This window comes from Paenibacillus sp. 4624, from assembly GCF_050435065.1.
Lineage (GTDB): Bacteria > Bacillota > Bacilli > Paenibacillales > Paenibacillaceae > Paenibacillus > Paenibacillus amylolyticus_D.
Genome location: NZ_JBNDJR010000012.1, coordinates 100889 through 113575, shown reverse-complemented (window position 1 = coordinate 113575; position 12687 = coordinate 100889). Strand labels below are relative to the sequence as shown.

Annotated in this window: 11 protein-coding genes; 8 read left to right on the top strand and 3 right to left on the bottom strand. The window is 46.5% G+C overall.

Features of this window, described 5'->3' with window-relative positions; genetic code table 11:
* Positions 1-121 precede the first annotated feature (121 nt).
* The 4 genes from ABIE27_RS24530 (at position 122) to ABIE27_RS24515 (ending at position 4215) form a co-directional block, all read left to right on the top strand.
* Positions 122-1438, top strand: coding sequence for an extracellular solute-binding protein (locus ABIE27_RS24530; RefSeq protein WP_429351726.1), 1317 nt, complete (start codon positions 122-124; stop codon positions 1436-1438).
* A 278-nt stretch (positions 1439-1716) separates the two neighbouring features.
* Positions 1717-2586, top strand: coding sequence for a carbohydrate ABC transporter permease (locus ABIE27_RS24525; protein ID WP_123066187.1), 870 nt, complete (start codon positions 1717-1719; stop codon positions 2584-2586).
* Positions 2587-2601: 15 nt separating this feature from the next.
* Positions 2602-3483, top strand: a complete 882-nt coding sequence (locus tag ABIE27_RS24520; protein ID WP_205127943.1) for a carbohydrate ABC transporter permease — start codon at positions 2602-2604, stop codon at positions 3481-3483.
* A gap of 117 nt (positions 3484-3600) precedes the next feature.
* A complete protein-coding gene (locus tag ABIE27_RS24515) occupies positions 3601-4215 on the top strand; it encodes a polysaccharide deacetylase family protein (protein ID WP_240037090.1) in 615 nt (204 codons plus the stop codon).
* A 162-nt stretch (positions 4216-4377) separates the two neighbouring features.
* On the opposite strand, the gene ABIE27_RS24510 is transcribed toward ABIE27_RS24515, so the two are convergent.
* The 3 genes from ABIE27_RS24510 to ABIE27_RS24500 all read right to left on the bottom strand — a co-directional run bounded on the left by ABIE27_RS24510 (position 4378) and on the right by ABIE27_RS24500 (position 7859).
* Positions 4378-4953, bottom strand: coding sequence for a nitroreductase family protein (locus tag ABIE27_RS24510; protein WP_240037092.1), 576 nt, complete (start codon positions 4951-4953; stop codon positions 4378-4380).
* Between the two features lie 45 nt (positions 4954-4998).
* Positions 4999-6009: an ABC transporter substrate-binding protein gene (locus tag ABIE27_RS24505; protein WP_123066189.1), complete on the bottom strand. Its 1011-nt coding sequence runs from the start codon at positions 6007-6009 to the stop codon at positions 4999-5001.
* Between the two features lie 125 nt (positions 6010-6134).
* Positions 6135-7859 (bottom strand): helix-turn-helix domain-containing protein, encoded by a 1725-nt coding sequence (locus tag ABIE27_RS24500; protein ID WP_123066190.1) that lies wholly within the window; start codon positions 7857-7859, stop codon positions 6135-6137.
* 107 nt (positions 7860-7966) lie between these two features.
* Here ABIE27_RS24500 and ABIE27_RS24495 point away from each other — a divergent pair, with 107 nt between their 5' ends.
* From ABIE27_RS24495 to ABIE27_RS24480, 4 genes are all read left to right on the top strand, one after another.
* Positions 7967-9220, top strand: a complete 1254-nt coding sequence (locus tag ABIE27_RS24495) for a mechanosensitive ion channel family protein (RefSeq protein WP_123066191.1) — start codon at positions 7967-7969, stop codon at positions 9218-9220.
* Positions 9221-9472: 252 nt separating this feature from the next.
* Complete coding sequence (locus ABIE27_RS24490) at positions 9473-11416, top strand: AraC family transcriptional regulator (RefSeq protein ID WP_123066192.1); 1944 nt, start codon at positions 9473-9475, stop codon at positions 11414-11416.
* A gap of 147 nt (positions 11417-11563) precedes the next feature.
* Positions 11564-12415, top strand: a complete 852-nt coding sequence (locus ABIE27_RS24485) for an aldo/keto reductase (protein ID WP_429351725.1) — start codon at positions 11564-11566, stop codon at positions 12413-12415.
* A 30-nt stretch (positions 12416-12445) separates the two neighbouring features.
* On the top strand, positions 12446-12625 hold the full coding sequence (locus ABIE27_RS24480) for a hypothetical protein (RefSeq protein ID WP_123066194.1): 180 nt from the start codon (positions 12446-12448) through the stop codon (positions 12623-12625).
* The last annotated feature ends 62 nt before the right edge of the window (positions 12626-12687 follow it).

Sequence of the window (12687 nt, the reverse complement as noted above, 5' to 3'; positions counted from 1 at the left end):
AGGGGATCAAAAAATCCGGGGATAACAGCGATCGGAAGGTTATTCTGTCATCGGAGTGTACGTGTAAATACCTGAGTTCTACTATGTATAGAACCAACAAAAAGATCAGGGAGGTCATATGATGAAAGCGCTATTAAAGAAATCGTTAAGCCTATTTCTGGCTCTGGGACTTGCGGGTAGTCTGGCGGCATGTTCATCCGATTCGTCCGGCGGAGCACAGGGGGAAAGCAATGGCAAGATCAAGCTGACGCTGTGGGATCAATCGGTTGGTACAACAGACCCGTCAGCCAAACTGCTGCCTGAGATTGTGGAGAAATGGAACAGCGAGCATCCCGACATCCAGGTTGAACGTACAGGCACAACAGGCGAACAATATAAAACGAAAGTAAAAACATCCATTGCAGCCGGTGAGTCACCAGACTTGTTCTATGGAATGGGCGGGGGCAGTTTCATGCAGCCATATATTAAATCCGGTAACGTACTGGAGATTACAAGTTATCTGACGGACGATATCAAGGAACGTATGGGTCCCGGGATGGCAGAAGCGATCAATATGGATGGTAAAATCTACACGCTGCCTGTGTACACACACATTGCCAACCTTTACGTGAATACAGAACTGTTCGAGCAGGCGGGTGCCAAAATCCCGACTACATATAACGAGCTGCTGGATGCTGTCACCAAACTAAAAGCGGCAGGAATTACCCCGGCTGTGATTGGTGAGAAAGACCGCTGGCCGGGCATGTACTGGTATGACATGATTGCGATGCGCCAAGCGGGGAATGCGGCGGTGATCGAGGCGTTCAAAGATCCGTCCAAGTGGGATTCACCGGACTTTGTCGCGGCGGCTACCAAGATGCAGCAGCTGGCACAAGCCGGAGCATTCAACAGCAGTATGTTCAGTATGAGTTATGACGAGATGCTTGGGGCGTTTAATGCGGGCAAAGGAGCGATGATGTTCCAAGCCAACTGGGTGAATGCAGGCATTGAAGACCCGTCTTCCTCGGCAGTCAAAGGCAAAGTGAAGGTGATTCCGTTCCCGGTATTTGAGGATGGCAAAGGCACCAGCACTGAAATCTTCGGCGGAGCAGTCGACGGTTTCTACATCAGCCAGACGACCAAACATCCGAAGGAAGCTACGGAATTCCTCATGTATCTGAGCGAGCAGCTCGGCACACAAGGTTTCCTGGCGGGAGCGGGACTGCCAAGCTGGAAAACCGATTCACTCGACACCTCCAGCTTGTCTTCACTCGATCTGTCCGCGGCGGACATTATGAAAACGGCCACCTCGTTTATCGCCTGGTGGGATAACATTCTGCCAGCCGAGTCTGCGGAAGCACACAAAAATCTGATCGCACAGCTGCTGGCCGGTGATGTAACGCCAGAGGAGTTTTGCAAACAGATGGCGCAGCTGAAACCAACAGAGCTAAGTCTATAGGTTAAACAGGCAAGCAAGTATAGGCTTATGCTACGTGCGCGTTCATATACACTTGTAAACTAGCTCTCTCTGCCACCTTCTATATAAATTGAACTATTCATTTACACTTGAACGGAGAGGTCAGAAAAAATCTGGGGATAACAGCGATTGTAAGGTTATTCTGTCATCGGAGTGGAATGTGTAAAATCTTTAGTTCAACTTATATATTAATCAAAAATAATGCCCAAACGAGGCGTGATCCGGGAGTTTCCGGTCACGCCTTTGAGAGGAGAAGAGTCATGAACTCTGTATTTTCCAATAAAGGTACGATTGCCGTTTTTGTATTACCTACAATGATTCTATTCTGCGGCATTGTGCTGATTCCGATCTTTGTCTCCAGTTATTACAGTCTGCTCGATTGGAATGGCGTAGGGAAAGGGGCGTTTATCGGCCTGGACAACTATGTGGAGATGTTCAAGGATACCCGAGTGATCAATTCGATCAAAAACTCCCTGCTGTTCGCAGGTGCATCTGTGTTCATTCAGTTGCCAATCTCACTGGTGCTGGCGTTGATTCTGGCCTCTAACATAAAAGGGGAAGGCTTTTACCGAACCGTATATTTTATTCCTGTATTGATCTCTACGGTCGTTATTGCCCAGTTATGGTCGAAAATTTATAATGCCGATTACGGTCTGCTCAACGTGATGCTGCAAAACATCGGTTTGTCCAGCTGGGCGCAGGATTGGCTGGGTCAGAAGGAAACGGCTCTGACGGCTTCCTTCATTCCGACGCTCTGGCAGTACATGGGATACCATATGTTGCTCATGTATGCTGGGGCAAAATCCGTGTCCCAAGATGTATTGGAGGCGGCACGAATCGACGGTGCTTCCCGGATGCGTGTGGCGTGGTCTATCATGATTCCGCTGATGAAGCCGATTCTGAAGGTATGTCTTGTATTTTCGGTCATCGGGGCGTTTAAAGTGTTTGACCTGATCTATGTGCTGACAGGTGGCGGGCCATTTTACAGTACTGAGGTGCCCAGCACGCTGATGTACGCTACCATTTTTGACACGTTCCGGTACGGATACGGCAGCGCCATTTCCGTTTTTATTATCGTGGAATGTCTGGTGTGTACCATCCTTATTAATTCATTGTTCAAGACAGAGTAGAGGGAGGGAAGACGTATGAGTACGGTTAACAATATCATGTTGCAAAAAAAGCCCCAGCCTCGGCGCTCCCTCACCGGAGCTATCGGCAAAGTGCTACTGCAGGCGTTTCTGATCCTGATCGCCGTCATTCAGATTTATCCGCTGATCTGGCTGGCACTGTTTTCCCTGAAGGATAACAGTGAAATTTTCAGCGGTGACGTGGCAGGGCTGCCCAAAGCTTTTCTATGGAGCAACTACACCAAGGCACTGTCTGACGGGCATGTACTGAACTATTTTATGAATAGCGTGTTGGTCACGGCGGTCTCCATTATTCTGGTGTTAATCCTGTCCTCTATGACGGGATACGCGATCACAAGAATGAACTGGAAACTTAGCGGGCTAACGATGACGATGATACTCATGGGCATGATGGTGCCGATTCATGCGGCGCTACTGCCATTATTTATTATTTTGAAAAACCTGAGTCTGCTCAATAGCTACTGGGCCTTGATCATTCCCTATGTAGCCTTCGGCATTCCGATGGCGGTCTTCATCCTGGGTAGCTTTTTCAAAGGTATCCCGAGAGAGATGGAGGAGTCCGCCGTTATAGACGGATGCGGAATTTACCGCACGTTTTTCTCCATTATTTTGCCACTTGTAACTCCGGCGATCTCCACGGTAGCGATATTTACATTTTTGTCGTGCTGGAATGAGCTGATGTTTGCGGTCACGTTTATTAACAATACGGCGTATCAAACGCTGACGGTGGGCATGATGTCCATGGTTGGAACGTACATTACGCAGTGGGGCATCATTGGCGCGGGTCTAATGATTACGACAGTACCGACGGTTGTAATCTATCTGCTGCTGAACAAACAGGTACAGAAGAGCATGATTGCGGGTGCGATTAAAGGTTAGCTTTGTGACAGTGTGATTACTATATAAGTTCAACTTATATGGACTAGACCCCGGCTTACAGCCGTGGAATAATAAGGGAGAGTTGAACTGAGCAGTCCGAGAGGGGAATGGGGTTACATGATGGCGCAGTTAGTTGAGCAGGTATCTGTACAGGAAAAGGTTGTAGCTTTTACGTTTGATGATGGTCCGCATCCGGTGTATACCCATCAAGTGCTGGATATTTTCCGCCGTGCAGGCGGGCATGCGACATTTTTTATGATTGGCAAGGAGATGGAGGCATATCCGGAGATTGCGGCTCAGGTGCACCGTGAAGGGCATGAGATCGCCAATCATACATACACCCATCCGAACCTGACCGAAATTACGCTGGAAGAGGCAGGGGAGGAATTGCTGCAAGCAGAGCGCCTTGTTCAAGAAGTTACGGGCAATGCTGCCCGCAGCTTCCGTCCGCCTTATTTTGGCGTGAATGAGGACATTCTGGTTCTGGCTGCGGAGCGCGGCTACCGGACGATTGGTGCGGTGAACGGTGGTGCACAGGATTGGGACAATCCCGGGGTTGAACACATTTTGGAGCATACCCGTTCCGTGGTAGAACCCGGCAGTGTATTGATCTTCCATGATGGATACGGGGATCGTTCCCAGACCGTAGAGGCCGTGCGTGTGCTGGTGGAAGAACTGACGGCTGAGGGGTATCGGTTAGTTACGGTGAGCGAATTGTTAAGAATGGAATAGTGTCAGTCACAATCGGATAAAAAGCAGATCATAAACGAAAAATACTCCCCATACCATTGGACAGATCAGTCTCACACATCTGTAATGTATATGGGGAGTATTTTATTTTAATCTGTAATTGTTGCCCGCCTTTTATAATTCAATGTGCGTAACATCATCTTTTTAGGAGTCTACCAGTGTTAACAACTCGGATACGGCTGTTCGTGGCCTTGGGCGTCGAACCTTCGACTTGTCAAAGTAACCCATGTGTAGCGTGCCAACCACCTTTTGGCCTGGCTTTACACCAACAGCCTCCCGAAATACAGGGCTCCAGTTGTAATCATTTGTTTTCCAGACTACCCCAATATCGCGTTCCCAAGCGAGTAGCTGCAGATTCTGAATCAGAGCACTTGTGGCAGAGAGGGCTTCTTCCCATTCCTTCCATCGTGGTTCTTCGTCGATGAGCACGAGCAGGTGAACAGGAACTTCGGAACAGTAAGCTTGTTCTACTCGTTCGCCATATTGTTCACGTTTATCCGCTGGATATGTAGCAAGAACAGCATCCGAGAATTGCTTCCGTCCCTCGTTAACGAACATTAGGAAGCGCCATGGTTCCTTTCGGGAATGAAATGGTGCCCACACGGCAGCATCCAGCAACTCCATAATGAGTGATACAGGTACATTCTCACCCGTAAATTGATTAACGGTACGACGTTCACGAATCGTCTTTTCAATGAATTGATAGGATTCGGATTCCAATATATATTCCCTCCTAATTTTAAGCATACAAGCCTCTTAAGCACATTATGGTGATGTAACCAGTGCTTGCAACACATCATCAACTTTCTTGTTGTAGGCAATAGGCCCAAAGGTCATCCAGTGATCCATGCTGACCTCGTAGACATGGTTGTTTTTGACTGCGGGGAGTGATTTCCAGATGCTGCTGTTGATTAACTCCTGTGCCAGTTCTTTGCCGCCTTCATCGTAGGTAATAAACAGATGGTCTGCCTGAATCTCGGGGATGACTTCCAAAGAGACGACAGCCATACTGTTACCCTCGCCCCAAGCCAAATCTTTGGCAATCTGTGGGGGATTCAATCCCAGATCCGTATAGAGAACATTGCCCACATACCCTCCAGGTCCGCCATACAGCCGAATCTCCTTGTTACTGCGTATACGTACGAAACCTACGGTCTCATCCCCCAGAGCCGCTTGAAGCTTCGCCTTCGCATCCTGTACTTTGCTCTCATAGTCGCTCAGTACTTTTTGCGCTTCCGTCTGTTTGCCGGTCAGTTCACCAATGGTAACCATTGTTTCTCTCCATTGATCGGGAGCCTCTGGTCCAAACACATAGGTCGGTGCGATACTAGAAAATTTGTCGTAATTTCCATCATTCGCATAGGTGGGGAAAGCAAGCAAGATCAAATCAGGTCTAGCCGAGAGCATAGCCTCAAAATCGAGCGCACTCGTATCTACTTTAGGTAGATCCCCGATTTCGGATTGCAAATATTTTAGTGAAAATGATCCGATAACGGTCTGTGTCACGGGTTTGATCCCCAAGGCTGTCAGGTAGTCCTCCAAATATAAACCTGCAATTCGCTCGGGATGTGCAGGGACCTCAGCACTCCCGAAGTTATGCTTGAATGTATTCACCTGAGCTTGATCTGCTTCTGTATTTGTTGCTTGCGTTTCGGCAGATGCTGTTGTTGTTTGATCTGTAGCAGAACCAGTCGAATTTGAATTACCACACGCAGTTAGAGCTGCCAGCATAAATATCAGAAAGCATAGCAGTATGTGGTGACGTATGTTGCTCATGTTGCATCCTCCAATTTGATAAAGATTATCATTCTCATATAAATCTTATCATGAGCATTGAAGTAGTCACCATACAGGATTGTTAGATTTCATTTATGAGATTGTCCGTTCTGATTCGGTTAGCGTTACTCTAAGGTAGATTTTTTAAGCTTGCGGATGGATTCTAATAGATGTTTTATTTTCTGTTCATGAGCAATGAGTCCAAATGTCATCCAGATATCTGTTGTTCCCCTGTACACCTGATTGTGCTTTACCGCACGAAGTACATTCCAATGATCACTCTGATGCAACTTCTGAGCTTGCTCAATCTGAGCATCATCCACAATCACAAGCAAATGATCTGCGTCAAGCTGACTTAAAGTCTCTGGCCTGATGGGAATAACTGAGTTTGAGCCGGTACGCGACCATTCTTTTAGGAGGGGAGGCATCGTTAAGCCCAAGTCCTCGTAAAGAACAGAACCGGTGTAACCCTCTGAACCTCCATATAAACATAACCCCTCTCTGAAATGAAAACGGAGTAGTGCTACGGTCTCTCCTCCAAGAAGATCTGCAAGTTCCCGTTTTGCCTGCAACGTTTTTTCATCATAACGTTTGATGGCTTGAATAGCTTCCTGCTCTCGATGAACCAGACTCGCGATACTCATCAGAGTGGATCTCCAGTTTACCCCTGCTCGTTGAAACACGTAGGTAGGTGCGATTTCAGCAAACTGCTCATACCGTCCATCGGCGGCAAAATCGGGGAATCCTAGCAAGATCATATCCGGACGCATGCTCCGAAGGAGGCCGAAATCCATCTGGCTAACATCCAGTTGTTGCACTCCACCCAAAAATCCAGATAAGTATCTCTGGGAGTAACCAGAACGAGTATATTGAACCATCGGTTGGATACCCAGCACTGTCAAATAATCTTCCAGGAAAAGGCCAATCAACCGCTGCGGCTTCTTTGCTCCATATTCAATGAGTGAGAATGAAGGACACAGATAAGAAGTGTATAACAACGAACTGGCGATGCCCTGTTCATGATTGCGTTGCACGTAGGCTGAAGGCGATAAGCCAACCACTTGTTTAAACCGTGTACTGAAATAGTACTGATTACTGAATCCTACGGCCTGAGCAATATCACGTATCGGGTTTTCAGAAGTAACGAGCATTTGTTTGGCGTGCTTAATTCGAATTTCAGCCAGCATATCCATGGGACTTTTACCTGTTTCTTTACGAAATAGAGAAGAATAATATCCTGGACTCATGTCAGCAATTAGAGCAAGCTGCTCTCGGGTCAGTTCCTGATCGTATTGCTGTTCCATATAGAGAATGGATCGTTGAATTGCCGGGTTGATGATGGGCGGTGTTGTTTCCATACCTCCTGCTTGCTCCCAGACATGATCCAGAAGATCAAGGAAAAGCCGTTGTCTCTGAAATTCCTGATGATCATCTGCTGGCCCACGCTGCGCATACAGCCGATCTAACATTTCACTAATCTGCGGCTGCTTGTACCAGTTAATTTCTCCTTCAAACGGAAAGATAGCCGGTACTCGTCGTAGCTGCCCTTTGGCATGGTAGGCTTCCAGAATACGTATCCCATCGAAGGTAATCTCATAACCTTGTAGAGGGGAAGCATCCTTTTCCGGGTAAAGTGTATATGTAGACCCTGGTGAGAACAGGAAGCAACTGCCTGGGCGGATAGCGTAGGGCGGATGTCCATTCCAATTAATTGTGCCTCGCCCTGAGTTGATGTAAATGAGCGTATGGCTGTCATAGCGAGAGTTATGGATTTCCTGCCCGTAGAGCTGTCTAATATGCAAGAGGGCAAAAACCAAAGATGATGGGCCATTTGCTGTAGTTGAGTTCATCACCGAATCCCATTCCTTTCAGTTTCTTTAAAGAGAGGATCATTTTACTTCACACTATAATCTACTCTATAATAGTATGCTAGACTAGACTGCGTCAGGAGGAAACTATGGATTTTATCAGAAACCAGTTAGAGGAACTCGGTATGACTGAACCCTCCATCGGGTATGTTTCGAATGTAATTATGATTATTTTTATTGCGCTGATCTCAATGATTGCCAACTATATTGCTAAACGAATTGTACTTAAAACCGTGCATCGGATTGTGAGCCATAACCGGTTCAAATGGGGGCATATCGTTGTTCAGAAAAAGCTGTTCCAGCGACTATCTCATCTCGTTCCCGCAATTATTATCTATTACACGGCTTATATTTTCCCAAGTTATCAGGGTTTGATTGAAAAAGCAGCCATGACCTACATGATTGTCATCATGATTACGGTACTGAATGCGTTGCTTAACGTGTTTGATGATATCTATCGTACTTATGAAGTGTCTAAAATCCGCCCGATCAAGAGTTATATTCAGGTAGCTAAAATTGTGCTGTTTATCATTGGCGGTATTATCGTCATTTCCAGTCTGGTCGGACAGAATCCGTTAATCATCCTCAGTGGATTGGGTGCGTTATCAGCAGTAATGATGCTCATCTTCAAAGATTCTATTCTGGGTCTGGTCGCAGGTGTGCAACTGTCGTCCAATGATATGGTGCGAGTAGGCGACTGGATTGAGATGCCGAAATACAATGCGGACGGCGATGTGATCGACATTACGCTGAACACGGTGAAGGTCATGAATTTTGATAAGACGATCACCATGATTCCGAGTTATGCGCTGATCTCTGACTCGTTCCGAAACTGGAGAGGCATGCAAGTGTCCGGCGGTAGACGAATTAAGCGGAGCATTTTTATCGATATCAGCAGTATCCGTTTTTGTGACGAAGAGATGGTGGCTGAGTTCGAAAAAATCCACTATCTAACCGATTATGTAACGTCGAAATTAAAAGAAATAGAAGCGTACAACGTAGAGCATCAGGTGAATCGAGAAAGTAATGTGAATGGCAGACAACTCACTAACATCGGTGTGTTCCGTGAATATATTCATCAATATTTGCGACATCATCCGAAGATCAATAAGGATATGACGATGATTGTGAGACAGCTTGCTTCGGAGGATCGCGGACTACCTCTCGAAATTTATGCGTTCAGCAATGACACCAACTGGGCTGTGTATGAGAATGTGCAGGCGGATATTTTTGATCATATCTTCGCAGTCGCATCAACGTTCGGGCTGCGTGCCTTCCAGAATCCAACAGGGCATGACATTGTACAGCTCAAGGAAAATAAAGAATATGTGCGAGAATATTAATGAGGTATCCTATCCATCAAGTACTTTTATGGGAGTGACTCTCCAATTCTTGCATCGTTTCATGATATAACTCCAAATAGCTCCAGTATGTAGTTCCATATATTTTCTCTACGTAGCTCAGAAGATCATTATAAAAGCCATTGACCTCACAAGTTGATGGCTTTTTGTCTGTGATATAATAGGGCATATTTTGAAGACGTAGAATGATGCGAGGCAAGATTCGGGAACAGTTACAGGCAGGGGGAGATGTAAGTGAAGAGCTCTACGGAATGTAATGCTCATATTGAGCAGTGGTGTCGATCAGCCGTGCGGTTGCAATGTATTCGGTCTTATCGTGCACAACATGAGGCAGTTCCAGATCTGTCCGAGTTTGAAGCACATACGGGTTTTTTCTTTATTCTTACATATGGAGAGATCGGAGTGAGGGTGTCGGATGAATTTGTTCATTGCCGCTCACCTTACATTTTCCATGGAGGAGAGGAGAAGAATACGAGTTTTGAAGTGCCAGATCATCATCAGGAATGGGCCGGATATCTGGTTTTATATACAGCGTTGTCTGCATCATCAGAGGGTCATGAGAACTTGGCTCATTCTTATGGATTTGCACCAAACGCGATACTGCCGATTCAGGAAAAATGTGAAGCGATGGAACGGCACTGGAACAGCAATGAGCTTTTAGATCGGCTACAAGCCCAATCGATCTTTTTGCCATTGGTGTACGAGGTTTTGAGCCAAAAGCTACAGACACTTGTGAATACAGAGAGTACTAAACCCAACATCGTTACCGAGGCAATCCAATATATTCAAGCGCACTATAGGGAGTCCATTACAGCGGAGAAACTGGCAGGCAGATATCATTGCAGCACGAGTTATTTATCGCGTTTATTCCGCAACCAGATCGGACTGGGGCCAATCGAGTATCTGATTCATGAGCGTGTGCACCGGGCCAAGCAGCTACTGTTGAATTCGGATGCACGGATTCAGGATGTTGCAAGCAAGGTAGGCTATGCAGATGTATATTATTTCAGTCGATTATTCAAAAAACACACCGGTCGTTCCCCGCTTCAATTTCGCGCGGAACATCAGCAAGCCGCTCAGGTTCAGAATAATCCATTATGCCGTTTGGAATCGTCCATTGTCTCCCTTCCCTTTGATTCTCATAATGAGAATGAGTCTTATTATCAATGGAATGAGGAAGGGGATACATCCATGTTTCGATTTTCAAGACCTGCCTTTGGAGCCATGATGGTATTATGTACATCGTTGATTCTCAGTGCATGTCAGGCAAGCCATTCTACAGGAGGGACTGCGGCTCAAGAGTCCGCAAGCCAAACAGCTGCAACGACCGCATCAGACAGCACTGTCGCCGAAACGAGGATTTATAAACACTTAAAAGGCGAAACAGCCATCCCTGTGCATCCACAGCGTGTTGTCAGCTTCTTTCATCTGGGTGAGCTTATGGCACTTGGCGTGAAGCCAGTGGGCACAACGACATATATTCTGGATAATCCACATATCAGCGACAAGACGGGTATTACCGATGTTGGCGTTCCACCGGATGCAGAGAAAATTTTGTCGCTGGAGCCGGACTTGATCGTAACTACGGCTGCATTTGCTGAAGCTGTAGAGGGTGGATATGATGCGCTGAAGCAGATTGCGCCAACGATTGTGGTCGAGCAGTATAACGATCCCCTCAAAGATGTGGAGATGTTTGGCGATATTCTCGGAAAACAAGAAGAAGCGAAGCAATGGAAAGCCAATTTCACAGCCAAAATCGCTGAATATAAGGAAAAAATCAAACCTTATGTGAAAGCTGACGAAACGTTCTCCATATTAAACGTACGCCCAGATGCCGTGTTTGTATACGGAGATACCAATATGGGAGGCAACATTTTATACAAATACCTGGGTCTGAAACCAGCGGCGAAGGTTGATTCAGATGTAATCCATGGCGATACGTGGGAGATTTCCAGCGAGGTGATTCCCGATTATATCGGTGATCGTCTGTTCCTTGCGGTGAACAAGGGAGCGGAGAGCAAGCTCAAGGCTATGCAGAAGCTTATTGACGCTTCACCAGCAGGGAAATCGGGACATGTGTACTCGATTGATTTCGATCAATTCCTGCCAAGTGACCCTGTCGCGGTCGAGAAGCAGCTGGACATTATTACGGAATTATTGATTGAAAAAGCTCAATAAGTCTGGTTAGCCAGAATGTCATCCAGGCTACACATAGTTTACATTGATTCAAGCCGGCGTGAAGGGGTAGAATAACGAGAGAATGCTTTATATTTCCAGTCTTATTCAGGAAGGATTATACTACCTTTTGCAAAGGAGAGTTCTCGAATGAATCATATCCCGGAGTACACGTTGAATGATGGCTTGAAAGTGCCTGCGATTGGATTTGGTACGTACAGTTTGAAAGGGGAAGCAGGGGTTCAATCCATTGCGTCTGCGTTTGATGCAGGGTATCGCTTGATTGATACAGCGTACAATTATGAAAATGAAGCTACCGTTGGTAGAGCAATCAAACAAAGCTCCATCGCGAGAGAGGAACTGCTCATTACCTCCAAACTGCCGGGCAGATATCATGCCTATGACAAAGCGTTGGTCGCGATTCAGGAATCATTGTACAGAGCCGATCTGGACTATTATGACCTGTATCTGATCCACTGGCCTAATCCCAAGCAGGATATGTATGTAGAGGCATGGCAGGCTTTAATTGAAGCGAAAAAACGCGGGTACATCCGCTCCGTTGGTGTCAGCAACTTCCTGCCTGAGCACAATGAACGGCTGGTACAGGAGACGGGCGTCGCGCCAAGTCTGAATCAGATCGAACTGCATCCCTTCTTCGATCAAGCGAATCAGCGGGAGCAGGATGCAAAGCATGGCATTGTGAACGAATCCTGGAGTCCCATCGGACGTGGGAATGAAGCTTTACAGGATATTTTGAAGGACGAGAATATTGTCCGCATTGCAGAAACGCGCGGTAAAACGCCTACACAGATCATTCTGCGCTGGCATATCCAGCTTGGCTCTATTCCGATTCCTAAGGCAGGTTCCTTGCAGCATCAACAGGAGAATATTGATATTTTTGATTTCGAGCTGAACGCAGAGGAGATGCAGGTTATTGCCTCGTTTAATCATCCGGATGGACGGTTGTGGAACCAGGACCCGAGCGAGTATGAGGAATTTTGATAAGTTGGTGTGAGGAGAGGGCGATGAGGAGTGGCGGCTAATTGGTGGCTTGCACTGATTATTATGGTCATGGTCAATGGAGTTACAGCCTGGAGTCTATGGACGGGGGAACGAGTCCATCGAAAAGCAATAAAATGGTTTTTTGTTGTGGCCAATGTAATTGGATTAGGCCTAGCTATCTCTCAATTTTTTTGGATGGATTTCAGCTGAAATGCAAAGAAAGGGTTGCCTCCATGTCGGAATGACAGGAAGCAGCCCTTTCTTTAGCTATG

Bases quoted from the DNA above. Each gene is read 5' to 3' on its own strand.
- ABIE27_RS24520 (WP_205127943.1), top strand. From the start codon at position 2,602: ATGAGTACGGTTAACAATATCATGTTGCAAAAAAAGCCCCAGCCTCGG.
- ABIE27_RS24525 (WP_123066187.1), top strand. From the start codon at position 1,717: ATGAACTCTGTATTTTCCAATAAAGGTACGATTGCCGTTTTTGTATTA.
- ABIE27_RS24500 (WP_123066190.1), bottom strand. From the start codon at position 7,859: ATGAACTCAACTACAGCAAATGGCCCATCATCTTTGGTTTTTGCCCTC.
- ABIE27_RS24515 (WP_240037090.1), top strand. From the start codon at position 3,601: ATGATGGCGCAGTTAGTTGAGCAGGTATCTGTACAGGAAAAGGTTGTA.
- ABIE27_RS24505 (WP_123066189.1), bottom strand. From the start codon at position 6,009: ATGAGCAACATACGTCACCACATACTGCTATGCTTTCTGATATTTATG.
- ABIE27_RS24485 (WP_429351725.1), top strand. From the start codon at position 11,564: ATGAATCATATCCCGGAGTACACGTTGAATGATGGCTTGAAAGTGCCT.
- ABIE27_RS24495 (WP_123066191.1), top strand. From the start codon at position 7,967: ATGGATTTTATCAGAAACCAGTTAGAGGAACTCGGTATGACTGAACCC.
- ABIE27_RS24530 (WP_429351726.1), top strand. From the start codon at position 122: ATGAAAGCGCTATTAAAGAAATCGTTAAGCCTATTTCTGGCTCTGGGA.